22 protein-coding genes are annotated in these 22,867 nt (G+C 61.8%); 10 read left to right on the top strand and 12 right to left on the bottom strand.

What is annotated here, in order from left to right:
* Positions 1–18: 18 nt before the first annotated feature.
* The 3 genes from DBR18_RS16465 to DBR18_RS16450 all read right to left on the bottom strand — a co-directional run bounded on the left by DBR18_RS16465 (position 19) and on the right by DBR18_RS16450 (position 4,455).
* On the bottom strand, positions 19–1,047 hold the full coding sequence (locus DBR18_RS16465) for a DUF5924 family protein (RefSeq protein ID WP_108591116.1): 1,029 nt from the start codon (positions 1,045–1,047) through the stop codon (positions 19–21).
* 191 nt (positions 1,048–1,238) lie between these two features.
* On the bottom strand, positions 1,239–2,627 hold the full coding sequence (locus DBR18_RS16455) for a pitrilysin family protein (protein ID WP_108591115.1): 1,389 nt from the start codon (positions 2,625–2,627) through the stop codon (positions 1,239–1,241).
* A gap of 169 nt (positions 2,628–2,796) precedes the next feature.
* Entirely contained in the window at positions 2,797–4,455 is a 1,659-nt protein-coding gene (locus DBR18_RS16450) for a Na/Pi cotransporter family protein (protein ID WP_108591114.1), read from the bottom strand.
* Positions 4,456–5,118: 663 nt separating this feature from the next.
* Between DBR18_RS16450 and DBR18_RS16445 the strand changes: the two genes are divergently transcribed.
* Positions 5,119–5,484, top strand: coding sequence for a DUF6124 family protein (locus DBR18_RS16445; protein WP_108591113.1), 366 nt, complete (start codon positions 5,119–5,121; stop codon positions 5,482–5,484).
* Positions 5,485–5,613: 129 nt separating this feature from the next.
* Here the strand turns inward: DBR18_RS16445 and DBR18_RS16440 are convergent, their stop codons facing one another.
* Both DBR18_RS16440 and DBR18_RS16435 read right to left on the bottom strand, forming a co-directional pair.
* Positions 5,614–6,381, bottom strand: a complete 768-nt coding sequence (locus DBR18_RS16440; protein WP_047297439.1) for a TerC family protein — start codon at positions 6,379–6,381, stop codon at positions 5,614–5,616.
* 70 nt (positions 6,382–6,451) lie between these two features.
* Positions 6,452–7,759, bottom strand: a complete 1,308-nt coding sequence (locus DBR18_RS16435) for a CitMHS family transporter (RefSeq protein ID WP_007954069.1) — start codon at positions 7,757–7,759, stop codon at positions 6,452–6,454.
* A 322-nt stretch (positions 7,760–8,081) separates the two neighbouring features.
* Here DBR18_RS16435 and DBR18_RS16430 point away from each other — a divergent pair, with 322 nt between their 5' ends.
* Complete coding sequence (locus DBR18_RS16430; protein ID WP_108591112.1) at positions 8,082–8,483, top strand: GFA family protein; 402 nt, start codon at positions 8,082–8,084, stop codon at positions 8,481–8,483.
* On the opposite strand, the gene DBR18_RS16425 is transcribed toward DBR18_RS16430, so the two are convergent.
* Positions 8,484–8,810, bottom strand: coding sequence for a DOPA 4,5-dioxygenase family protein (locus DBR18_RS16425; RefSeq protein WP_108591111.1), 327 nt, complete (start codon positions 8,808–8,810; stop codon positions 8,484–8,486).
* An 81-nt stretch (positions 8,811–8,891) separates the two neighbouring features.
* On the opposite strand from DBR18_RS16425, the gene DBR18_RS16420 reads away from it, so the two are divergent.
* A complete protein-coding gene (locus DBR18_RS16420) occupies positions 8,892–9,557 on the top strand; it encodes an NAD(P)-dependent oxidoreductase (protein ID WP_108591110.1) in 666 nt (221 codons plus the stop codon).
* A gap of 46 nt (positions 9,558–9,603) precedes the next feature.
* On the opposite strand, the gene DBR18_RS16415 is transcribed toward DBR18_RS16420, so the two are convergent.
* Positions 9,604–10,554: a LysR family transcriptional regulator gene (locus tag DBR18_RS16415; protein ID WP_108591109.1), complete on the bottom strand. Its 951-nt coding sequence runs from the start codon at positions 10,552–10,554 to the stop codon at positions 9,604–9,606.
* A gap of 114 nt (positions 10,555–10,668) precedes the next feature.
* On the opposite strand from DBR18_RS16415, the gene betC reads away from it, so the two are divergent.
* The 3 genes from betC (at position 10,669) to DBR18_RS16400 (ending at position 14,855) form a co-directional block, all read left to right on the top strand.
* Complete coding sequence (betC, locus tag DBR18_RS16410; protein ID WP_108591108.1) at positions 10,669–12,183, top strand: choline-sulfatase; 1,515 nt, start codon at positions 10,669–10,671, stop codon at positions 12,181–12,183.
* Positions 12,184–12,198: 15 nt separating this feature from the next.
* Complete coding sequence (gene choX, locus DBR18_RS16405; RefSeq protein WP_108591107.1) at positions 12,199–13,119, top strand: choline ABC transporter substrate-binding protein; 921 nt, start codon at positions 12,199–12,201, stop codon at positions 13,117–13,119.
* A 167-nt stretch (positions 13,120–13,286) separates the two neighbouring features.
* Positions 13,287–14,855: a SulP family inorganic anion transporter gene (locus DBR18_RS16400; protein WP_108591106.1), complete on the top strand. Its 1,569-nt coding sequence runs from the start codon at positions 13,287–13,289 to the stop codon at positions 14,853–14,855.
* A gap of 82 nt (positions 14,856–14,937) precedes the next feature.
* Here the strand turns inward: DBR18_RS16400 and aroE are convergent, their stop codons facing one another.
* Complete coding sequence (gene aroE, locus DBR18_RS16395; RefSeq protein ID WP_108591105.1) at positions 14,938–15,759, bottom strand: shikimate dehydrogenase; 822 nt, start codon at positions 15,757–15,759, stop codon at positions 14,938–14,940.
* A 9-nt stretch (positions 15,760–15,768) separates the two neighbouring features.
* Positions 15,769–16,683: an oxygen-dependent coproporphyrinogen oxidase gene (gene hemF / locus DBR18_RS16390; RefSeq protein WP_108591104.1), complete on the bottom strand. Its 915-nt coding sequence runs from the start codon at positions 16,681–16,683 to the stop codon at positions 15,769–15,771.
* 164 nt (positions 16,684–16,847) lie between these two features.
* Between hemF and DBR18_RS16385 the strand changes: the two genes are divergently transcribed.
* Positions 16,848–17,825, top strand: coding sequence for an NADPH:quinone reductase (locus DBR18_RS16385; protein WP_108591103.1), 978 nt, complete (start codon positions 16,848–16,850; stop codon positions 17,823–17,825).
* A gap of 94 nt (positions 17,826–17,919) precedes the next feature.
* Here the strand turns inward: DBR18_RS16385 and DBR18_RS16380 are convergent, their stop codons facing one another.
* From DBR18_RS16380 to DBR18_RS16370, 3 genes are all read right to left on the bottom strand, one after another.
* Positions 17,920–18,477 carry an L-threonylcarbamoyladenylate synthase gene (locus DBR18_RS16380; RefSeq protein ID WP_108591102.1) on the bottom strand — a complete coding sequence of 186 codons (558 nt, stop codon included), beginning with the start codon at positions 18,475–18,477 and terminating at the stop codon, positions 17,920–17,922.
* Between the two features lie 55 nt (positions 18,478–18,532).
* Positions 18,533–19,633, bottom strand: coding sequence for a DNA-processing protein DprA (gene dprA, locus DBR18_RS16375; RefSeq protein ID WP_108591101.1), 1,101 nt, complete (start codon positions 19,631–19,633; stop codon positions 18,533–18,535).
* A gap of 79 nt (positions 19,634–19,712) precedes the next feature.
* Positions 19,713–20,738, bottom strand: a complete 1,026-nt coding sequence (locus DBR18_RS16370; RefSeq protein ID WP_108591100.1) for a LysM peptidoglycan-binding domain-containing protein — start codon at positions 20,736–20,738, stop codon at positions 19,713–19,715.
* Positions 20,739–20,897: 159 nt separating this feature from the next.
* Between DBR18_RS16370 and def the strand changes: the two genes are divergently transcribed.
* The 3 genes from def to DBR18_RS16355 all read left to right on the top strand — a co-directional run.
* Entirely contained in the window at positions 20,898–21,404 is a 507-nt protein-coding gene (gene def, locus DBR18_RS16365; RefSeq protein WP_045122164.1) for a peptide deformylase, read from the top strand.
* A 56-nt stretch (positions 21,405–21,460) separates the two neighbouring features.
* Positions 21,461–22,420, top strand: a complete 960-nt coding sequence (gene fmt / locus DBR18_RS16360; protein WP_108591099.1) for a methionyl-tRNA formyltransferase — start codon at positions 21,461–21,463, stop codon at positions 22,418–22,420.
* Positions 22,417–22,867: transcription antitermination factor NusB (locus DBR18_RS16355; RefSeq protein ID WP_305891538.1), on the top strand; the 451-nt coding region annotated here is incomplete at its 3' end. The genes fmt and DBR18_RS16355, both read left to right, overlap by 4 nt.

Here is a 22,867-nt window from a genome sequence, read left to right as displayed (position 1 = left end):
GTAATAGCACGAACCGGATTACTTTTCTTTGATCGCTGTGCTGTCCGTCACTTCGAAACGCAGCACGCCGATCACCTGACCGTCTTCGGTCAGCACCCGCACCTGCCACTTGCCCGCCGGGTTGCCGGGGAAGTTCTGCTTGTGCGTCCAGGCCCGGTAGCCTTCCTTGCGCCCGCCGTGGATATCGAGGGCAATGCGATCGACCTCTTTGCCGTCGAACTGCCAAACATGGTAGATCCGCTCATCCAGCCCGCGCGGCGCGTTGATCGCGGTGTAAGCGTAGAGGCCGCCGTTGCGGATCTGCTCGGCGCTGACCTGTTCGAGGCTGTCGCCCGGGGTGCGATCCTGCAACTGGGTGCTGATCGCCACGTCGGTCATCCACAACGTCGCCGGCGGCACCCATGAGCGCAGGGTCCAGCCCACCGCGCCGATGCCGAAGGTGATGCACAGAATGGCCAGCGCGTTGCGCACGGTGCGGATCGGGAAGATCGACGCCAGGCTCGGGAACGACAACACCACCGCCGTGCCCAGCGCCCATTTGAAACTCTGCGCGGTGGTCAGGTGCATGATCACCGGCAGCGCGGTGAGCAGGGCGGCGAACAGGGTCAGGGTGTGCAGCGCAAGAAACGCCCAGCGCCGTGGCGCCAGCCATTTGTAGTAGAGCGGGTCGACAATCGAGATCAGTGCGGCGATGCACAGCAGGCCGGTGAAAATCAGCTGGCCGCTGTTCCAGGTGGTGGTGATGAAGAAGAACGGCAGGACGAAAAACAGGCTTTCCTGGTGGATCATCTGCGTCGCGTAGCGCAGCAGCGGCTGGGGAATTTCCCGTTTGAAGATGCGCGTGAACAGCCCGGTCAGGGTGTTTTCCAGCATCAGCCAGATCCAGCTGAGCAACATGATGATGGTGATCCAGCTCGCCAGCCCTTGCTGACGATCGACCAGAATGAAACTGCCGACCCCGGAGATGAAACCGCCGAGCGCAATGACCCCGGGGTAGCGCTTCATCAGTTCGAGAATGCGCTGGATCAGCTGGGGTATTTTCGGCATGTGGGCGGTTCACGACTGAGTGGGAAAAAACCTCGACAGAGTACCGCCCGCCGGGCGACGTGGCGAGGCTCCCGGTCAGCAAAATCACCACAGATCCCTGTGGGAGCGGGCTTGCTCGCGAAGGCGGTGTGTCATTCAGCAATGATGTCGACTGACACGGCCCCTTCGCGAGCAAGCCCGCTCCCACAGGTTCAGTGTTTGACTGGCTTACGGCGGTGCAAGCGCCAACCCACCAGGATGAACAGCACGACACCCAACCCACCGGCAATCAGCCACAACACCTCATCATCACTGAGCAACGGCTTTTCGATCCGCAGATACCCCGGCTGCAACAGCAACTCGCGCATGGCCTTGTTCGCCGTTTCCAGCGTCACGCCTTGCAGCTCCCGGGCCGGGTTGGCAAAGCGTCCGTCCTCGTAATCGCCGAGCGCGCTCCAGTAGTAATCCGCCATGGCACTGTTGCCCTGTACCGCCCAGGCCTGGTGGGCGATGGCCGCCTGTTTGATCCGGGCGAACGTGTCGGGATCGAGGCCGTTTTTCAGCAGGTCGGCCTTGAGGTCTTCCAGCACCTGTCTGGCTTCGTCGACGTCATCGCGATCGACGTCGGCGTTGAGGCTCATGAAACCCACCCCGCCAAACACTTCACGCTCGGCCCACGGCCCGTAGGACAAGCCGTGGTTCAGGCGGATCTGCCGGTACAGCGCCCAGTCGAGGTAGTCCTTGAGGATGTCGAAGGTCTCGTCGTACTGATCGTCGAGCATCGGCTCCGGCACCAGCCAGTGCAGCTTGGCGCTGTCGCCGATGAAGCCACGGGTGAGCGTGCGCTCGTGGGCGGCGCTGGTGCGGATGTCCGGCAGCTCACGGTGCTCGGCCGGGTCCACCGCTTCGAGCGCGCCCCAGGTGCGTTCCAGATAGGCCGGCAGCAGTTTGTCGAGCTCGCCGACGACGATCAGGGTCATGTTGTTCGGCGCGTACCAGGTCTTGCGCACCTTCTCCAGTTGCGCCTGGGTCAGATGGCCGACCTCGGCGCGTTGCGGGCATTTCAGGCCCAGCTCCACCGCCAGTTGATTGCTCGCGGTGTGGCCCAGGTCCTGACGGTCGAGAAAGCGCTGCAGGCGTGTATAGTGGCCGCCGTCCTCGCGCTCGACCACGCGTTTGGCGGCGTTGATCGCGTTGTCGTCGATGCGGGTCTGGGTCAGCAGCCCCAGCAGCAGGTCGAGGACCTTGCGCTGGTTCTTCGCCGGGGCTTCGATGACGAACGTGGTGTCGGCGTTGCTGGTGAACGCGTTCCACTCACCGCCCAACGCCTGCATGCGCTCCTCGAGACCGCCTTCGCCGGTGGCATCGACGCCACTGAACAGCAAGTGCTCGAGCAAGTGCGGCAGCTCTTTTTCATCGCAATCGAAATCGTCGAGGCCGACGCCCACCACCAGACGAATCGCCACATGCCCGCGCTCGGTGCCGGGCTTGAGCAACAGCTGCAAACCGTTGGGCAGCGCATAGCCTTCGACCTGAAAGCGATCAACAGCAAAGGCGGGCAGGGAACCGAGCAACAGACAGGCGAACAACAGGCAACGCATAACAGGCTTCCATACGGCTGATTTGGAGATCCGTGTCGTCAGTCAGGCCCTCATCGCGAGCAGGCTCACTCCTACATTTGAAACGCGTTTCTCCTGTAGGAGTGAGCCTGCTCGCGATAGCGCCCTGAAGGCTGAATCAATGTTACTGACTGACCTCAGCCCCAGACGTTCAAGGCGAATGCGTAATGTCTACCATATCGTCCGCTTCCAGCGCCCCGGTATCCGCCGTTTCCAGCACCACATAAGCACTGCTGCAGAACAGCGAATTCAAGCGTTTCATATCGGCAATCAGCTCCAGGTGCAGCGAACTGGTTTCCAGACTCTGCACGATCTTGCGTTGCAAACGGCTGACATGGGCATGGGCCAGACGCCGTTCCTGTGCGCGGAAGCGACGTTTCTCGCGCAACAGCTGACGGGCGCTTTCCTTGTCGCCGCTGAGAAACACCGACAGGCCCAGGCGCAGGTTGGCGATCAGTTGCTGATGCAACCCGGCCAGTTCCTCCAGGCCGTCCTCGGAGAACGAGCGCCGTTGCGAGGTCTTCTGCTGCTGCACCTTGCGCAGCATGCGTTCGATCAGGTCGCTGGCCAGTTTCAGGTTGATCGCCAGTTCGATGGTCTCCGCCCAGCGCCGACTGTCCTGCTCGCCGAGATCCTCGCGGGGCATTTGCGCCAGGTACAGCTTTATCGCGCTGTACAGCGCTTCGACGTCATCGGTCAGTCGGCGCATTTCCTGGGTGATGGCGGTCTGCTTGCCGCGCAGCACATCGAGCATCGCGTCGAGCATGTTGTCGATCAGATCGCCCATGCGCAGGGTCTCGCGGGCGGCGTTGGCCAGCGCCAGGCTCGGGGTGACCAGCGCCGTCGCATCGAGATGCCGCGGCTTGGCGGTGCCGTTGACCTCCGGGCGCTCCGGCAGCAGCCAGGCACAGAGGCGTGCCATCGGCGAGACGCTGGGCAGCAGAATCAGGCAGCGCGCGGTGTTGTAGAGCAGGTGGAAGCCGATGACCATTTCCTGTGGGCTGAAATCCAGACCGTCCATCCAGTGCACCAGCGGATCGAGCACCGGGATGATCAGCAGCAGACCGATCAGTTTGTACAACAGGCTGCCTAGCGCCACTTGCCGGCCCGCCGCGTTCTGCATGCTGGTGCTCATGAACGCCAGTACGCCACTGCCGATGTTGGCGCCGATCACCAGACCGATCGCCACCGGCAGGCTGATCACGCTGGCACCGGCCAGCGTTGCGGTCAGGAGCACGGCGGCGAGGCTGGAGTAGGAAATCATCGCGAACAACGCACCAACCAGGGCGTCGAGAAGGATGTCGCCGGTCAGCGAAGCGAAGATCACCTTCACCCCTTGGGCGTGGGTGATCGGTGCGGCGGCTTCAACGATCAGTTGCAGCGCAAGAATGATCAGCCCCAGACCGATGCTGACCCGGCCCATCTGCCCGAGACGCGTCTGTTTGCGCGACAGAAAGAAAATCACCCCGAGAAAAATCAGCAGCGGCGACAGCCACGACAGGTCAAAGGTCAGCACCCGCGCCATCAGCGCGGTACCGACGTCGGCGCCAAGCATGGTCGCCAGCGCCGGGGTCAGCGCCATCAGGCCCTGGCCGACGAAGGAAGTGACGAGCATGGCCGTGGCGTTGCTGCTCTGCACCATCGCGGTGACGACGATGCCGGCGACGAACGCGAGCCAGCGTCTGGACATGTTCTGGCCGATCACATGGCGCAGATTGGTGCCGTACACCCGCAGGATGCCGGTTCGGACGATGTGCGTGCCCCAGATCAGCAGGGCCACGGCAGAAAGCAGATTGAGCAGGGTGAGCATGCAGACCCCCTGTAGTAGCAGCGCCCCAGAGGGGCAAGTGGACGGCACCGCGCGGTTTCTACGTCTTGTACTTAAGCTGTAGTCGGCTAACGGACTGGGCGCCAGCATTGCACAGCTAAAGTGCGGATTGAAACAAAAGTGTCATGAAAACAGGTTCATTTCATACCTTGTACAACACCACAACTCCCTGTGGGAGCTGGCTTGCCAGCGATGACGGCGGCACTTCCAGCATGATGTTGCCTGACACGCCGCTATCGCTGGCAAGCCAGCTCCCACAGGGTTTGGGGTGATGTTTTGAAAGGGGTTAAACGCGGATTGGGCGGATGTGTTTAAACACACGTCGTGTTACTTCCGTGAGGCTACAAAACCTTGCGCCGTTGCCTACGGCTACGCCAGAATCCGCCGGCTTGTGCGCCTTGGGGCCGGTCTCTATCGTTTGCTTGCCACTGCTCATCAGTGGTCGGGATTAGTAGCCCGGGTTGCTAGTGTTGTGCGCAAGTACCGTTCAGTCAGGTTTCGCTTTCCTGCACTCGATGGTGGTTGTGCGCAGGGCACCCTCGGGTGCGCCGGTAAAGCTAGCTCCCCGGTCTACTAACCTGTGCACAACCGCCTCCATTCTTTTAGTAGAGAACGATGGCGGCTTCATTTGAGGAGCTAGTCAATATGTTCAAAGTTACACCGAATCCCCCGGACGCCGATCCGGCGCCGCATGACCCCGCCATCGAAGCACAACGCATGAAAGAAGCGGCCGACCGGGCGATCGATTTCTATCTCCATTGCGCCCACGACAAACCTGGCGAAACTGCCCGCAAGCCCAGCACGATTTTCCTCATCGACCCCAAGGTCGATAACGAAACCCTGTTGGTGCATGCCTGCGAATCCCTTGCCTCGGCCAGCATCATGGCCAGTGATCTGGCCGGGTTCATCGACGGGCCGCAGCGCAACACTCTGCTCGGCATCCAGCAAGTGATCATGCTCGGCGAACTGGCGGTAAACCGCGTGCTCGATAACCTCGTTCCCCCCGCATAAACACAAAAACCTGTGGGAGTCTGGCTTGCCAGCGATGGCGTCAGGTCAGCAACCAATGATGTCGCTGACCCCACGCTATCGCTGGCAAGCCAGCTCCCACAGGTTTTGTATTGCTATCGGATCAGCAGGTTACTGCCCCGGCACGTCCTTGCGCAGCTTCACCGGGTCCTGCTGTTTTTTCTTCCTGGCGATCGCAGTGCGCATCTTGATGTTGATCGCTTCCACCGCCAGCGAGAACGCCATGGCGAAGTAGACGTAGCCTTTTGGCACATGCACATCGAACGCTTCGGCGATCAGCACGGTGCCGACCACCAGCAGGAACGACAGCGCCAGCATCTTCAGCGAAGGGTGCTTGTCGATGAACTCGCTGATCTTGCCCGAGGCCGCCATCATCACCAGTACCGCGACGACAATCGCCGCGACCATCACCGGCACATGGGAGACCATGCCGACGGCGGTGATCACCGAGTCCAGCGAGAACACGATGTCGATGATCGCGATCTGGATGATGGTGTAGAGGAAGTTGCCGCCCTTGCCCGAAGGCTCGTCGCCGCTTTCATCTTCGCCTTCGAGTGCGTGGTACATCTCCTGCGAGCTCTTCCACAGCAGGAACAGGCCACCGAAGAACAGGATCAGGTCGCGACCGGAAATGCCCTGGCCGAACACCACGAACAGGTCGGCGGTGAGGCGCATGACCCAGGTGATCGACAGCAGCAACAGGATCCGCGTGATCATCGCCAGGCCCAGGCCGAAGATCCGCGTGCGCTGCTGCATGTGCTTGGGCATGCGGCTGACCAGGATCGAAATCATGATGATGTTATCGATGCCCAGAACGATTTCCAGGGCGGTCAGGGTAAAGAAGGCAACCCAGATTTCGGGGTTGGTCAGCCAATCCATGTGTATTCCTTTGAGCGAGTGTTAAACCATGACGCCAGCAAGCAGCTGGCGTCATGGTGAGTTAATGCCGTTACAACGTGCTGAACAGCGGGAACGTCCCCAGCAGCAAGGCGGCCACCAGTATGCACAGGCAGACCAGCACTGCCCACTTCAGGGTGAAGCGCTGGTGATCGCCGAATTCGATACCGGCCAGCGCCACCAGCAGGTAAGTCGATGGAACCAGCGGGCTGAGCAAGTGGACGGGCTGACCGACGATCGAGGCACGGGCCATTTCCACCGCGGTGATGCCGTAATGGCTGGCCGCCTCGGAAAGCACCGGCAACACGCCGTAGTAGAACGCGTCGTTCGACATGAAGAAGGTGAACGGCATGCTCACCAGCGCCGTGATCACGGCCAGGTACGGGCCGAGGAAGTCCGGAATCACTGCCAGCAGACTTTTCGACATGGCGTCGACCATGCCGGTTCCGGACAGGATACCGGTGAAGATACCCGCAGCGAAAATCAGACTGACCACCGACAGCACGCTGCCGGCGTGGGCCGCAACGCGGTCCTTCTGCATTTGCAGGCACGGGTAGTTGACGATCATCGCGATACTGAACGCCACCATGAACAGCACCGGCAGCGGCAGCAGGCCGGCGATCAGCGTGCACATCAGCGCCAGGGTCAGCAGGCCGTTGAACCAGATCAGCTTCGGACGGCGGGCATCGGGGAACTGCGAGACGCTGATTTCGCTGTGATCGATTTCGTCGCCGATCAGGTGCAGCTCGCCCAGACGCGCACGTTCACGTTTGCCGTAGAAGTAGGCAATGATCAGGATCGCCACTACACCGGCGGCCATCGCCGGGATCATCGGCACGAAGATGTCCGACGGGTCGACATGCAGCGCACTGGCGGCACGGGCGGTCGGGCCACCCCACGGGGTCATGTTCATCACGCCACCGGCGAGGATGATCAGACCGGCCATGATCCGCGGGCTCATGCCGATGCGGCTGTACAGCGGCAGCATGGCGGCCACGCAGATCATGTAAGTGGTCGCGCCGTCACCATCGAGGGAGACAACGAGCGCCAGCACGGCGGTACCGACCGAAACTTTCAACGGGTCGCCCTTGACCAGTTTGAGGATCTTGCGCACGGCCGGGTCGAACAGGCCGGAGTCGATCATCAGGGCGAAGTACAGAATGGCGAACATCAGCATCACGCCGGTCGGCGCAAGCTTGGTGATGCCTTCGAGCATCATCGGGCCGATCTTCGGCGCGAAACCACCGAACAGGGCGAACAGTATCGGGATGATGATCAGGGCGATCAGCGCAGACAGGCGCTTGGTCATGATCAGGAACATGAACGTGATGACCATGGCGAAGCCAAGGAAAGTCAGCATGGGATTACTCCAGACGTAGCGCGGCTAATTGAGTGAGCGGATCGGAAGGGATCAGCGCAGAACGGGAAGCACGAGACGTACGGGCGGAGTTTCAGCGAGAAGGCGGGCTACAGAGGACATCAGAATCACCATTGTTGTTGTTAATTGGGCCTGTGGTGCGAGCAATCACACGCATCGGCCAACCGGTCTGTTGCCGGTAGTGGCGGCGATCCTAATCGGGCAACCTTTCAGCCAGCTTTCGCTGACGAAAGCTTCGGGCGAATGACCAACCGACCGTCGGATGCGGCTAGAGTCAATAAAATCGGGCACGGGAGGGCGGGAAATGGGAGAGGTGCACAGCGGTGGCTGCCATTGCGGACATATTCGCTATCAGTTCAGCGGGCCATTGAACGACATCGCCCACTGCCACTGCTCGATCTGCCGCAAGGTCAGCGGCGGGATCGTTACCACGTGGATCACGATTCCGGCGGCCAGCTTTCAGTGGCTGGCCGGGGTGCCTTCGCGCTATGACTCATCGGGCAGTTGCGCGCGGTATTTCTGTCCGCGGTGTGGCGCGCAGTTGGCGTTGGTGACGCAACTCAGTCCCGAAAGCATCGATGTGACCATCGCCACGCTGGATCACCCGGAGCGGGCGCCGGCCGAGCGCCATATCTGGACCGACAGCCAGTTGCTCTGGTTGCATCTGGACGAACATCTGCCGGGCGAGCCGCAAGAAACGCTTTGATTAAAAAATAGACAGATCCAGCGGCCGCATCGCGCCCATCCAGATCGCATGTTCGGTGTGATCGAGCAAGTCATCGCCGGTATCCGGGTGGAGGAACACCACCAGGCCCTTGCGATTGAGCGCCAGCCACGGCAGCACCTCGCCGATCAGCTCCGGGCCGAACGCCAGTTGGCAGCTCCAGTCCGGGTGCGGGCCGACCGGTCGTTCGTGCATCCGGCCCATCTGCACCGGGAACAACTGCTTAGCCTGTTCGCACAAGGTCCGGGCCTGAGCAATCGTGTTCGCGTCGTAATAGATATGGGCGTGATAGCCCTTGATCGTGTGCATGTTGCAAGCCTCTGAATCGAATTCGAACCCTCGCCGTTTCCTGTAGGTCACACGCCATATGACAGGAACAGGAGCTCAGCCATGAAAAATGCCGAAACCCCGACGGTGAAAGTGGTGCTCTATGGTGCCATGGCCAGCCTGGGCGGTGCGTTGATGGCTGAATTGCTGCGGCGCCAGCACGAAGTCATCGCGATTCTCGACGATTTGAATGTGCTCGCGCCACGTCCGGGCCTGCGCACCAAAAGCGGCGATCTGTTTGACGCCGAGCGGGTCAAGCAAAGCGTAGCGGGCAGCTCGGCGGTGATCTGCCTGCTGGATGCGCCGGGCCTGCCGTTCAGCAGCGATCATGTGGAAAGATCGGTGGTGCTGGGGCCGGTGGAACAGGTGCTGGCCGTCGATGCGTTGGTGGATGGTCTGCAGGCAGCCAACGTTTCACGGCTGTTTCTGGTGGGCAATTTTGCCGTGCTCGACGAGCTGGAACTGGACGACGGGCTGCAACGCCACGCCGCCGAAGAAATCCGCGAAGCCCTGCAAAGCAGCCCGCTGCAGTGGACGCTGGTGAATGCGCCGCACGGCGTGGCGGGGCTGACCATCGAACATTTCAGTCAGGTGGGCGGCAATCTCGAGCCGGGGCTGGCGGAGCCGCTGGAACGGCTGAACCGCGTTGCGGTGGGGATTGCCGATGAGCTGCGGTTGAACCTGCATGTGGGGCAGCATGTGAATTTTGTGGCGACGTCGGGTACGTAAAAGATCGCAGCCTGCGGCAGCTCCTACAGGGAGTTGCTTTTGCTGTTCACACCGCAATCGACGGCAATGCCACTCCGGCGAGGGACTCGGCACTGCTCGCCTGCTCGGCCATCAGCCAGTCGACAAACTGTTGAATCAACGCCCCCCGGCGTTTGCGTTGCGGCAACACCACGTAATAACCCAGGCGCGACAACGTGGTCTCGGCGACAGGCCGACAGAGCAAGCCCTGGGTCAGCAAGTTATCCACAAGGTGCCGCCAGCCGATGGCCACACCCTGGCCGCCAATCGCCGCTTGAATCAGCAGCGTGTAATTGTCGAAACGCAATTGCCCCGGCGCCGGCGGCGTGTTGATGCCCAGTTCGCGAAACAGACCGCTCCAGTCAAACCAGTTGCTGCTGTTTTCCCCGCGCAAGTGCAGCAATGGAAACTCCAGCAACGCCTGAGCAGGCAAGGGCAGGGTGCGGCCCTTGAGCAGTTGCGGGCTGCACACTGGAAACACTTCTTCGCTGAACAGCCAATGGCTCTCGCCCTGTTTGAATCGGCCGTCACCAAACAGCACCGCCACGTCGATGTCGGTGCGTAGCATGTTGTGGTTGCGCTCGCTGGTGACCAGGCTGACATCGACGTTCGGGTTGGCTTCATGAAAGCGGTGCAGGCGCGGCATCAGCCAGTAGGCGGCGAAAGCGAAATCGGTGGCGACTTGCAATACTTCATGTTGCTGTTGCGTACTGATCGCGCTCAACCCTGCGTCGATATGCTGCAAACCGAGCTGAATCTGCTCGAACAGGATCGCTCCGCCCTCAGTCAGTTCGATGCCGCGATAGATCCGGTCAAACAGCCGTGCTCCAAGCTGTTCTTCCAGACGCTTGATCTGCTGGCTGATCGCTGGCTGCGTGGTGCCCAGCTCCACAGCGGCGGCGGTAAAGCTGCGATGACGCGCCGCCGCTTCGAAGGCACGCAACAGGTCGAGGGACAGATTGCCGAGGGCCTCATACATAAGCTGTGCTTATCCTAGTCATTGTCCGGCGCGGGCTTTACCGGACAGGGCATGGACTCCATGCTCGATCGCAGCAATGTCGCATAAATATTCACTATGGAATGCCGCGATCACATGAAGCGCAAGAACATTCTTTTCATCATGGCCGATCAAATGGCCGCGCCAATGTTGCCAATTTACGGCCCGTCGCCGATCAAACTGCCGAATCTTTCACGCCTCGCCGCCCAAGGCGTGGTGTTCGATGCCGCTTACTGCAACAGTCCGCTGTGCGCACCGTCGCGTTTCACTCTGGTCAGCGGCCAGTTGCCGAGCAAGATTGGCGCCTACGACAACGCCGCCGATTTCCCCGCCGACATTCCGACCTACGCCCACTACCTGCGCCGCCTCGGCTACCGCACCGCGCTGTCGGGCAAGATGCATTTCTGCGGCCCGGATCAGTTGCACGGTTATGAAGAACGCCTGACCAGCGACATCTACCCGGCCGACTACGGCTGGGCGGTGAACTGGGACGAGCCGGATGTGCGTCCCAGTTGGTATCACAACATGTCCTCGGTGCTGCAGGCCGGGCCGTGCGTGCGCACCAACCAGCTCGACTTCGATGAAGAGGTGGTGTTCAAGGCCCAGCAATACCTGTTCGATCACATTCGCGAGGACGGCGACCAGCCGTTCTGCCTGACCGTGTCGATGACGCACCCACACGACCCGTACACGATTCCCAAGGCCTTCTGGGATTTGTACGACGACGGCGAAATCCCGTTGCCTACCACTCCGGATCAACATTCCCTCGATCCACATTCGCAACGCCTGCTCAAGGTCTACGACCTGTGGGACAAGCCAGTGCCTGTGGATAAGATCCGCGATGCACGGCGGGCGTACTTCGGCGCTTGCAGCTATATCGACGCCAACGTCGGCAAACTCCTGCAAACCCTCGAAGATACCGGGCTGATCGATGACACCATCATCGTATTCTCCGGCGACCACGGCGACATGCTGGGAGAGAAGGGCCTCTGGTACAAAATGCACTGGTTCGAGATGGCCGCACGGGTGCCGCTGCTGATCAGTGCGCCAGGGCAGTTCGCTGCCGGCCGGGTTAGCGCGGCAGTGTCCACCGCCGACCTGTTGCCAACCTTCGTCGAACTGGCCGGCGGCACGCTGGAGCCGGGTCTGCCGCTGGATGGCCGTTCGCTGTTATCACACCTGCAAGGGCAGGGCGGTCATGACGAAGTGTTCGGCGAATACATGGCCGAAGGCACGGTTAGCCCGCTGATGATGATCCGTCGCGGCGCCTACAAATTTATCTACAGTGAAAGCGACCCGTGCCTACTCTTCGATGTGCATAACGATCCGCGTGAGCTCGAAGAACTCAGCCAGTCGCCGCAACATCGCCAGCTGTTCGACGATTTTCTCACCGAAGCCCGGGCCAAGTGGGACATCCCGGCGATTCACCGCGAAGTGCTCGGCAGTCAGCGCCGCCGGCGTTTTGTCGCCGATGCCCTGACCATCGGCAAGCTGAAGAGCTGGGATCACCAGCCGCTGGTGGATGCCAGTCAGCAGTACATGCGCAACCACATCGACCTCGACGATCTGGAGCGCAAGGCCCGTTATCCACAACCCTGCCAAAACCAATAATGTAAGGGGAAGTCCATGCGCAAGTTATCCACAGCACTGACGATTGGCCTGCTGGCCCTGGGCAGCGCTTCGGCATTTGCCGAGCAAAGCTGCGAAACGGTGAAAATGGCTGATCCTGGCTGGAGCGACATTGCCGCGACCAACGCCATCACCGGGTTTCTGCTGGACGGCATGGGCTACAAGGCCAAGGTCGACACCCTCGCGGTGCCGATCACCTTCGGCGGTTTGAAGGACGGTCAGGTGGATGTGTTCCTTGGTAACTGGATGCCGGCGCAGCAGGGTTTTTACGACAAGTTCGTCGCCACCGGTGACGTCACGCAACTGGCGAAGAATCTCGACGGCACCGAGTTCACCCTGGCGGTGCCCGACTACGTATGGGACGCCGGTGTGCATAACTTTGCCGACCTGAACAAATACGCCGACAAGTTCGAGAAAAAGATTTACGGCATCGGTTCCGGTGCGCCCGCGAACATTTCGCTGCAGGAAATCATCAAGAAGAACGACTTCGACCTCGGCCAGTGGAAGCTGATCGAATCCAGCGAACAGGCGATGCTCGCCGAAGTCTCGCGGGCAGTGAAGAAACAGAAATTCGTCACCTTCCTCGGCTGGACCCCGCACCCGATGAACGTGCAGCTGAAGATGCATTACCTCAAGGGCGGCGAGAAATACTTCGGCGACACTGGCAGCGTCTACACCCTGACCCGCAAAGGCTACGCCGAGGCCTGCCCGAATGTGGGCATGTTGCTGACCAACCTGGCGTTCACCCAGGACATGGAGAACAGCATCATGGCCGAGGTGGTGAACAAGAAAGTCAGCAATGCCGATGCGGTGAAGGCGTGGATCAAGGCCAATCCGGCGGTGCTGGACAAGTGGCTGGATGGGGTGAAGACGCTGGATGGCAAGGATGCTTTGCCTGCGGTGAAGGCCAAACTCTGATCCCAGAAAAAAGATCGCATCACCGTTATCTCCTGTGGGAGCGGGCTTGCTCGCGAATGAGGTGGGTCATCACCATCAATGCTGGCTGATACAGCGCATTCGCGAGCAAGCCCGCTCCCACCAGTTTTACCCTGTTACTCTTTCGCAAAACTCAACCGCGAGGACCCATGGCCCTGCCCAGTCGCCACTCACTCTTCCCCTTCCTGACCTGGCTACCGCGGCAAACCCGCGCCAGCGTCGGCCGGGATCTGGTCGTTGGCCTGAGCGGTGCCATTCTCGCGCTGCCGCAGTCGATCGCCTACGCGCTGATCGCCGGCCTGCCACCGGAATATGGCCTCTATGCGGCGATCATCCCGGTGCTGATCGCCTGTCTGTGGGGTTCGTCCTGGCATCTGATCTGCGGCCCGACGGCGGCGATTTCGATTGTGCTGTATGCCAGCGTCAGCCCCTTGGCTGTGCCGGCGTCACAGGACTACATCACGCTGATCCTGCTGCTGAGCTTTCTTGCGGGGATTTTTCAGTGGCTGCTCGGCCTGCTGCGCTTCGGCGCTTTGGTGAATTTCGTCTCGCATTCGGTGGTGCTCGGTTTCACCCTCGGTGCGGCGGTGGTGATTGCCATCGGCCAGTTACCCAATCTGCTGGGGCTGGATCTGCCGGCCAAAGCCACGGCACTGGCCAGTCTGATGGATCTGCTGCACCACCTCAGAGCTGTGGATAGCCCCTCTTTGCTGCTCGGCGTAGCCACAGTGGTGGTGGGCGTGGTGCTCAAACAACTGCTGCCGCGCTGGCCGACATTGTTGATTACCTTGGTATTGGCCAGCCTGCTGGTGTGGTTGTGGCCGTCGATGTTCGGCCACGTACATCGGGTCAGCGCCTTTGTCGGGCGCTTGCCACCGTTAAGCGGGTTGCCGCTGGATCTGGATCTGGTGCTGCGCCTGCTGCCGAGTGCCGTGGCGGTGGGCATGCTCGGGCTGGTCACCAGCCTGTCGATTGCCCGTTCGATTGCCACGCGTTCCCAGCAGTTGCTCGATGCCAATCAGGAAGTCCGTGCGCAGGGTTTGTCGAACATCGTCGGGGCGTTCTTTTCCGGCTCGTTGTCCGCCGGTTCGTTCACCCGTTCGGGACTGAGTTACGAGGCCGGTGCCTGCTCACCGCTGGCCGGGGTGTTTTCAGCGATCTGGGTCGCGCTGTTCGCGATTTTCGGCGCCGGGCTGATTTCGCACATTCCGATTCCGGCCATGGCCGGGAGCATCCTGTTGATCGCCTGGGGGCTGGTGGATCATCGCGCGATCCGCTCGTTGCTGCGGGTCAGCCACGCCGAGTTCGTGGTCATGGCATTGACCTGCCTTGCCACGCTGCTGCTGGAATTGCAGACGGCAATCTACGCCGGGGTGCTGGCGTCGCTGTTCTTTTATCTCAAGCGCACCTCGCAACCACGGGTGCAGCATTGGCGCGATGGCGAGGACGATGTGCTGCGGGTCGGCGGCTCGATCTTCTTCGGCGCCAGCCATTACCTGCAAGTGCGCCTGCAACGGCTGCATGGCGCGCGGGTGGTGATCGAGGCGCAGCAGATCAACTTCATCGATTATTCGGGAGTGGAGATGCTGCATCAGGAGGCGCGGCGCCTGCTGGGTCAGGATCGCAGCCTGACCCTGCGCCGGGCGCGACCGCAGGTGGTGGAAGAACTGAGGAAGCTGGAAGGGGCGGAGAAATGCCCGATCCGGTTTGAGGACTGAAAAGATCGCAGCCTGCGGCAGCTCCTACAGGGTGAACGCCATCCCCATGTAGGAGCTGCCGCAGGCTGCGATCTTTTGACCTTCAACCCGCCAACTGGCGGCGCAATTCGGCCAGCACCGGCGCCGTGTCCGGGCGCACGCCACGCCACAGGAAAAACGCCTCGGCCGCCTGCTCGGCCAACATTCCCAGACCATCCATCGACACCGCCGCGCCATGCTCACTGGCCCAGCGGCAGAACGCGGTCGGTTCCTTGCCGTACATCATGTCGTAGCACAGGGTCTGGCCTGGCTCGATCAGGCTCGGCGCTATCGGCGGCACGTCGCCGGTGAGGCTGGCGGAGGTGGCGTTGATGATCACGTCCACCGGCTCCTGCAGCCAGTCGAAACCGCTGGCCGATACCGGCCCCAGATCACAGAACAACTCGGCCAGCAGCTCAGCCTTGTCCACCGTGCGGTTGGCGATGATCACCGACGCCGGTTTTTCCGCGAGCAACGGCTCCAGCGCGCCACGCACTGCGCCACCAGCCCCGAGCAGCAGAATGCGTTTGCCGGTCAGGCTGAACCCGGCATTCACCGTCAGGTCACGCACCAGCCCGGCGCCGTCGGTGTTGTCGCCGAGCAATGAGCCGTCGGCCAGTTTGCTCAAGGTGTTCACCGCACCGGCCCGTTGTGCCCGGGCGGTCAGGCTGTTCGCCAGGCGATAGGCCTCTTCCTTGAACGGCACCGTGACGTTGGCGCCGCGACCATCCTGGAAGAACGCCGTGGCGCAGCCAGTAAAGTCGTCGAGTGGCGCCAGCAAGGTGCTGTAGTCGAGGCGCTGGCCGGTCTGCTCGGCGAACAGCTTGTGAATCATCGGCGACTTGCTGTGGCCGATCGGGTTACCGAAAACGACATAACGATCCATCAACAGTCCTCAGGCCTGAGCCAGCCAGTCGCGGTCTTGCAGGAAGTAGTCGGTCAGGCGCGCTTCTTCGCTGCCGGGTTCAGCCTTGAAGTCATAGGCCCAGCGCACTTGCGGCGGCAACGACATGAGGATCGACTCGGTACGCCCGCCCGATTGCAGACCAAACAACGTGCCACGGTCGTAGACCAGATTGAACTCGACGTAGCGGCCACGGCGGAATTCCTGGAATTCGCGCTGCTTGGCGGTGAACGCATCGTGCTTGCGGCGCTGAACGATGGGCAGGTAAGCGTCGATGTAGGCGTCGCCAATGGCACGCATGAAGGCGAAACTGGTGTCGAAGTCCCACTCGTTCAGGTCATCGAAGAACAGCCCGCCAATACCGCGCGGCTCGTGGCGATGCTTGATGTGGAAGTAGGTGTCGCACCAGGCCTTGTAGCGTGGGTAGACGTCCGGCCCGAACGGCGCGCAGGCCTGCTCGGCGACACGGTGCCAGTGGATGCAGTCTTCTTCGTTGCCGTAATACGGGGTCAGGTCGAAGCCGCCGCCGAACCACCAGACCGGCTCTTCACCTTCCTTTTCGGCGATGAAAAAGCGCACGTTGGCGTGGGACGTCGGCACATGCGGGTTGTGCGGATGGATCACCAGCGACACGCCGAGGGCTTCAAAGCCACGCCCGGCCAGTTCCGGACGATGGGCGCTGGCCGACGGCGGCAGACCGCTGCCGAACACGTGGGAAAAGTTGACGCCGCCCTTTTCGATCACCGTACCGTTTTCGATCACCCGGGTGCGACCGCCACCACCGGCAGGCCGGGCCCAGGCGTCTTCGACGAAGCGCGTGCCGCCGTCTTCGTTTTCCAGTGCGGCGCAGATGCGGTCTTGCAGGTCGAGCAGATAGGCCTTTACGGCGTCGGTGCGGGTCGTCATGGCTTCACCTTGAATCAGGGCATAGCTACGCGGGCGCCCCGCAGGCGGGGGTCGGCGCAAATGGGCGCGTAGCATAACACCGCAGGCAAGCGCGCCGCAGTTGACGAAGATCAAGCAGGGGAGTTGGATAGGGGGCTCGCAAACGACCCAAGTAGAGCAGGCAGATGGCAAAGCGTATCCAGTTCCGCGCCCACGGCGGTCCCGAAGTGCTCGAGTATGTCGATTATCAACCCGCCGCCCCCGGCCCGAATCAGGTGCGGGTGGCGAACAAGGCGATCGGCCTGAACTTCATCGACACCTATTTCCGCAGCGGTCTGTATGCACCGCCAGCACTACCGTCGGGCCTCGGCGCTGAAGGCGCCGGCATCGTTGACGCGGTGGGCAGCGACGTCACCCGATTCAAGGTCGGTGATCGCGTGGCGTATGGCAGCGGCCCGCTGGGCGCCTACAGCGAATTGCACACCCTGCCCGAGGCCAATCTGGTGAAGCTGCCGGATGAAATCAGCTTCGAAACCGCTGCCGGGGTGATGCTCAAGGGTTTGACCGTGCAGTACCTGCTGCGCCAGACCTATGAGCTCAAGGGTGGCGAAACCATTCTGTTCCACGCCGCCGCCGGGGGCGTCGGTTCGCTGGCCTGCCAATGGGCCAGGGCATTGGGCGTGAAACTGATCGGCACGGTCAGTTCGAAGGAAAAAGCCGAGCTGGCCAAGGCCAACGGCGCGTGGGCAACCATCGACTACAGCCACGAAAACGTGGCAGAGCGGGTGCTGGAGCTGACCGGCGGCAAAAAAGTCCCGGTGGTGTACGACGGCGTCGGCAAGGACACCTGGCTGACCTCGCTCGACAGCGCGGCGCCGCGCGGGCTGGTGGTGAGCTTCGGCAATGCCTCCGGTGCAGTGGACGGAGTCAATCTGGGAATTCTTTCGGCCAAGGGCTCGCTGTACGTGACCCGGCCAACGCTGGCGACTTACGCCAACAACGCCGAGAACCTGCAGCGCATGGCTGATGAGCTGTTCGAGATGATCATCAGCGGCAAGTTGAAAGTGGACATCAGCCAGCGCTATCCGTTGGCCGAGGCGGCGAAGGCACAGACCGAGTTGTCGGCTCGCCGGACGACAGGTTCGACAATTCTGTTGCCTTGACCAGCCCATTCGCGAGCAAGCCCGCTCCCACAGGGATCTTCGATGTACTCGAACCTGTGGGAGCGGGCTTGCTCGCGAATAAGGCGACTCGGTCCTAGGCCGGGCGCACAACCTTGCCAGACGCCAGATCGCGAATCAGGCTCGGGTTCTTGCGCCCGCCCAACTGACCTCCCAGCACCAGATCGATCTGCCCACGGAAATACTGCTCGACGCGCAACCGCGTGCGCGCTGCTGGCCGCCCCTGCGGGTTGGCCGAGGTCGAGATCAGCGGCCCGACCATCGAGCACAGATCACGCACCTGCGGATGATCGCTGACCCGCAGCGCCACGGTGTCGTGCACGCCCGTGACCCACTCCGGCAACAGGTTCTGATGCGGCACCAGCCAGGTATTCGGCCCCGGCCAGGTACTGGCCATGCGGTCGATCCACTCTTGCGGGAAGTCTTCGAACAGGAAGTCGAACTGGCGAATATTGTCGGCGACCAGGATCAGCCCCTTGTCCACCGAACGGTTCTTGATCGCCAGCAGACGATCCACTGCCTCTTCGTTCCACGGGTCGCAACCCAGCCCCCAGACGGCTTCGGTTGGATAGGCAATCACCGCCCCGGCGCGAATCTCTCGTGCGGCTTGTTGCACACGCCAACTGTTGACCATGAAAAAACTCTCCGCAAACAGGTTTTGCGCAGTTTACCGATCTTCCCTGTAAAACCTAGCGTGTCCTGGCCAGCCAGCGACCGTTTTCACACACTGCGCGGCCGTCCATTTCCAGTTCGGTGAGCGCCGCGAGAACTCGGGGCAACGCCCAGCCACTGCTGTCGACCAAGGCCTCGCTGGTGTGCGGCGCGGCGTGCAGCAGGTCAAGCAAGGGATGCGCGGTATCCGGCGTGTCTGTGGCTAACGGCAAATGCTGCCAGCCGCGCAGGGCTTCGAGGATGTGTTCGATGGTTTCGACCAGCACCGCACCGTCCCGGATCAACTGATGGCAACCACGGGCGCCGGGGTGATGGATCGAACCGGGAATCGCATACACCTCCCGCCCCTGTTCCGCCGCCAGCCTTGCAGTAATCAACGAACCGCTGGCGACACTCGCCTCGACCACCAGCACACCAAGGGACAAACCGCTGATGATCCGGTTGCGCCGCGGGAAGTTGCTGGCCGTCGGCCCGGCGTCCAGTGGAAACTCCGAAAGCACCGCGCTGCCGGAGTTGATCATGGCGTCGGCCAAGCGCCGATTGCGCTGTGGATAAAAATTTTCCAGGCCAGTGCCGAGTACGCCGACGGTTTGCCCACCGACGTCCAGCGCCGCTTGATGGGCGGCCGCATCAATACCGAGCGCCAGACCACTGGTGATAACAAAACCGGCCCCGGCGAGGCTGCGGGAAAACGCCGCGGCGGTGTCCATCCCCGGGCGCGAAGCGCGGCGACTGCCGACCATCGCCAGTTGCGGTTTTTCCAGAATCAGCGGGTCGCCGGCCACGAACAACAGCGGTGGCGGATCGGGAATCTGCGCCAGCAGCGCGGGGTAATCCGGCTGATCCCACATCAGCAAATACTGCTGCGGATGCTCTAGCCAGCGCATCGCATGGCTGGCGCCATCGCGCACTTCGGGGCTGCGCCGCGCCTCGGCAGATGCCGCCGGCAAGCCCAGCGCACGCCAGGCACTGGCCGGGGCACTGATGGCTTTGGACGCCGAGCCGAAGGCTTCGAGCAGTTTGGCAAAACGTTTCGGGCCAATTTCCGGCAAGCGGTGCAGGCGCAAACGCGCGTCCAGTTCCGCAGGGGAAACCGGCGTACAGGCAGACAGCATCATGGATCATCCTTGATCGTTACAAGTCCCGAACCATTCGGGACAAGCTGTGGATAACTCTGTTGGTAACTTGTTAAGCCTGCTAAGGATTTCGCACCTTGTCGAGCACCGCCAGCGAGCGCGATGCATTGAGGACGAGGCCGTAACTGAGTTTGTCGTAGGTGCGGAACACCATGAGCAACCCGGCCCGTTCGTCAGGAATTTTCAGTGGCTGCCCGGTGATCCGGTCGCGCACGGTTTCTCCGGTCTTCATCACCACCAGCACGTTGCCTTCAGCCAGACCGTCGCGCTTGCCCTTGTTCAGGGTGACCACGTCCATCGCGCCGATCTGCGTGACGCCGCGCGGCACGTCGATGATCAGGCCGTTGATGGGGCTGGCCGGTGCGCTGGGCATGAAGGTCGAGTTGATCGAACGCTCTTCGCCGCTGAACAAACGATCGCCGAGGCGTACTTCCTGGGTCGTGCGTTGCAGGGCGAGGGTGGCGACGTCGCCTTCGGTGGCGACGATTTCACCGCCACCGATGTCGTCGGCGTTGATCCCGAGGAACTCCCTGGTCTGCGGGTCGGTGTAGACCTTGCCCTGACGGAAGATGCCGTACACCGGCTGATTCGGGTCGAAATGGCCACGGGCGAAGATCCGGTCGCCGGTGCCGCTGAGCACGCGTTCGGCATCGCCGGCGACGATGTACGGCGCCTTGTCGAAGTCCTCGACCTTGTCGACGATGCGGTTGCTCAGCAGGAAACTGTTGATCGATTTCAGCGGAATGCTCGGAATCGCCTCGGCCACGGGGCTGGTGCGGATGCGTGGCGACAGCTTGATGGTGCCCCGTGATTCGCCGCGGTTGAGGGTCAGCTGCGGCTGGCCGTTGACGTAACTGAGCGTCAGCGTGTCGCCGGGATAGATCAGGTTGGGGTTTTCAATTTGCGGATTGGCCCGCCACAGCTGTGGCCATTGCCAGGGCTCGCGCAGGTATTTGCCGGAAATGTCCCAGAGTGTGTCCCCTGAAACCACCGTGTATTGCTGTGGAAAACCATCCCTGAGTTGCACTTGCCCTTGCGCAGCCGTGGCCGAAGCCAGAAGCAGCAGGGCGAGTAGTGTTTTCCTCATGCAGCGAATCCCTTTATCATGTGCGTTCGCGTGAACCGTCAGAGCCCCCGTGGCTCGCTGGTGCAAATTGCATTGGCTACGCTTCACAACGGTAGCCTGCATCTTCGGACCTGCCAGGCCATCGACCCGACTTTACTCAATACGTGCAGCAATCAGCCTATGGCCATTTTAAACATCCTCGAATTCCCGGACCCGCGTCTGCGTACTATCGCCAAGCCTGTGGCTGTAGTGGACGACGAAGTGCGTCAGTTGGTCGATGACATGTTTGAAACAATGTATGAAGCGCCGGGCATCGGCCTTGCCGCGACTCAGGTCAACGTGCACAAACGTATCGTCGTGATGGACCTTTCCGAAGACCGCACCGAACCCCGGGTGTTCATCAACCCCGAGTTCGAATCGCTGACCGACGAGATGGATCAGTACCAGGAAGGTTGCCTGTCGGTGCCGGGTTTCTACGAAAACGTCGACCGCCCGCAGAAGGTCAAGATCAAGGCGCTGGACCGCGACGGCCAGCCTTACGAACTGGTCGCCGAAGGCCTGCTCGCGGTGTGCATCCAGCACGAATGCGATCACCTCAACGGCAAGTTGTTCGTCGATTACCTGTCCACGCTCAAACGCGACCGGATCAAGAAGAAACTGGAAAAGCTCCACCGCCAGAACGCTTGATGCCCCCCTTCAAAGGCTTGCTGCGGCAAGCCTTTTTCTTTTTGTGAGACTCCTTCATGACTGAGCCACTGCGCATCGTTTTTGCCGGCACCCCCGAGTTCGCCGCCGAACACCTCAAGGCCCTGCTGAACAGCCCTTACGAGATCGTTGCGGTCTACACCCAACCGGATCGTCCGGCCGGTCGCGGGCAAAAACTGATGCCGAGCCCGGTCAAACAGTTGGCCCTGGAAAATAATATCCAGGTGTTGCAGCCTCCGACCCTGCGCAACGCTGACGCTCAGGCTGAACTCGCCGCACTGCAACCTGACTTGATGGTGGTGGTCGCCTACGGCCTGATCCTGCCGCAAGCGGTGCTGGATATTCCGCGTCTGGGCTGTATCAACAGCCACGCCTCGCTGCTGCCACGCTGGCGCGGTGCGGCGCCGATCCAGCGCGCCGTGGAACACGGTGATGCCGAAAGCGGCGTGACCGTGATGCGCATGGAGGCAGGCCTCGACACCGGGCCAATGCTGCTCAAGGTCGTGACCTCGATCAGCGCCGACGACACCGGCGGCACGCTGCACGACCGTCTCGCCGAAATGGGCCCGCCCGCCGTGGTGCAGGCGATTGCCGGCCTGGCCGCCGGAACCCTCGAAGGCGAAGCGCAGAACGACGAACTCGCCACCTACGCCCACAAACTGAACAAGGACGAAGCGCGCCTCGACTGGAGCCGTCCGGCGGTTGAGCTGGAGCGTCTCGTCCGTGCTTTCAACCCATGGCCGATCACCCACAGCACCCTCAACGGTGAAGCGCTGAAAGTGCTGGCCGCGACGCTGGCTGACGGCAAAGGCGCACCGGGTGCAATCCTCGGCGCCAGCAAGGACGGCCTGATCGTCGCCTGCGGTGAGCAGGCGCTGTGCCTGACCCGTCTGCAATTGCCCGGCGGCAAGGCACTGAGCTTCAGCGACCTGTTCAACAGCCGCCGCGAGAAATTCGCCGTCGGCACTGTGTTGGGTGCAGCGGTGGACGCGCAATGAACCCGCGTCTGGCCGCCGCCAAGGCACTCGCCGCCGTGCTCAGCGGCAAGGCTTCACTGAACAGCTCCCTGCCGACGCAACTGGACAAGGTCGAAGACCGCGATCGCGGCTTCACCCAGGATCTGGCGTTTGGCACCGCGCGCTGGCAGCCACGGCTGTCGGCGCTGGCGGAAAAGCTTCTGCAGAAACCGTTCAAGGCTGCCGACGCCGATGTCGAGGCCTTGCTGCTGGTCGGTCTCTATCAATTGCTCTACACCCGCGTGCCGCCGCACGCGGCCATCGGCGAAACCGTCGGTTGCGCCGACAAGCTGAAAAAGCCGTGGGCCAAGGGTTTGCTCAACGCCGTGCTGCGCAACGCCCAGCGTGAAAGCGAGACGATTTTCGCCGAACTTGAGCGTGATCCGGTGGTGCGCACCGCCCACCCGCGCTGGCTGCAGAAATCCCTGA

The sequence above is a fragment of the Pseudomonas sp. HMWF021 genome (assembly GCF_003061005.1).
GTDB lineage: Bacteria > Pseudomonadota > Gammaproteobacteria > Pseudomonadales > Pseudomonadaceae > Aquipseudomonas.
Note: the sequence above shows the minus strand (reverse complement) of the source record. Positions and strands in the feature narration are given on the sequence as shown.

Coding starts and splice junctions, on each gene's coding strand:
- DBR18_RS16455 (WP_108591115.1), bottom strand. CDS start 2,627: ATGCGTTGCCTGTTGTTCGCCTGTCTGTTGCTCGGTTCCCTGCCCGCC.
- def (WP_045122164.1), top strand. CDS start 20,898: ATGGCCATTTTAAACATCCTCGAATTCCCGGACCCGCGTCTGCGTACT.
- DBR18_RS16445 (WP_108591113.1), top strand. CDS start 5,119: ATGTTCAAAGTTACACCGAATCCCCCGGACGCCGATCCGGCGCCGCAT.
- DBR18_RS16400 (WP_108591106.1), top strand. CDS start 13,287: ATGGCCCTGCCCAGTCGCCACTCACTCTTCCCCTTCCTGACCTGGCTA.
- dprA (WP_108591101.1), bottom strand. CDS start 19,633: ATGATGCTGTCTGCCTGTACGCCGGTTTCCCCTGCGGAACTGGACGCG.
- DBR18_RS16385 (WP_108591103.1), top strand. CDS start 16,848: ATGGCAAAGCGTATCCAGTTCCGCGCCCACGGCGGTCCCGAAGTGCTC.
- DBR18_RS16370 (WP_108591100.1), bottom strand. CDS start 20,738: ATGAGGAAAACACTACTCGCCCTGCTGCTTCTGGCTTCGGCCACGGCT.
- hemF (WP_108591104.1), bottom strand. CDS start 16,683: ATGACGACCCGCACCGACGCCGTAAAGGCCTATCTGCTCGACCTGCAA.
- DBR18_RS16420 (WP_108591110.1), top strand. CDS start 8,892: ATGAAAAATGCCGAAACCCCGACGGTGAAAGTGGTGCTCTATGGTGCC.
- fmt (WP_108591099.1), top strand. CDS start 21,461: ATGACTGAGCCACTGCGCATCGTTTTTGCCGGCACCCCCGAGTTCGCC.
- aroE (WP_108591105.1), bottom strand. CDS start 15,759: ATGGATCGTTATGTCGTTTTCGGTAACCCGATCGGCCACAGCAAGTCG.
- DBR18_RS16425 (WP_108591111.1), bottom strand. CDS start 8,810: ATGCACACGATCAAGGGCTATCACGCCCATATCTATTACGACGCGAAC.
- DBR18_RS16435 (WP_007954069.1), bottom strand. CDS start 7,759: ATGCTGACTTTCCTTGGCTTCGCCATGGTCATCACGTTCATGTTCCTG.
- DBR18_RS16440 (WP_047297439.1), bottom strand. CDS start 6,381: ATGGATTGGCTGACCAACCCCGAAATCTGGGTTGCCTTCTTTACCCTG.
- betC (WP_108591108.1), top strand. CDS start 10,669: ATGAAGCGCAAGAACATTCTTTTCATCATGGCCGATCAAATGGCCGCG.
- choX (WP_108591107.1), top strand. CDS start 12,199: ATGCGCAAGTTATCCACAGCACTGACGATTGGCCTGCTGGCCCTGGGC.
- DBR18_RS16380 (WP_108591102.1), bottom strand. CDS start 18,477: ATGGTCAACAGTTGGCGTGTGCAACAAGCCGCACGAGAGATTCGCGCC.
- DBR18_RS16430 (WP_108591112.1), top strand. CDS start 8,082: ATGGGAGAGGTGCACAGCGGTGGCTGCCATTGCGGACATATTCGCTAT.
- DBR18_RS16465 (WP_108591116.1), bottom strand. CDS start 1,047: ATGCCGAAAATACCCCAGCTGATCCAGCGCATTCTCGAACTGATGAAG.
- DBR18_RS16415 (WP_108591109.1), bottom strand. CDS start 10,554: ATGTATGAGGCCCTCGGCAATCTGTCCCTCGACCTGTTGCGTGCCTTC.
- DBR18_RS16450 (WP_108591114.1), bottom strand. CDS start 4,455: ATGCTCACCCTGCTCAATCTGCTTTCTGCCGTGGCCCTGCTGATCTGG.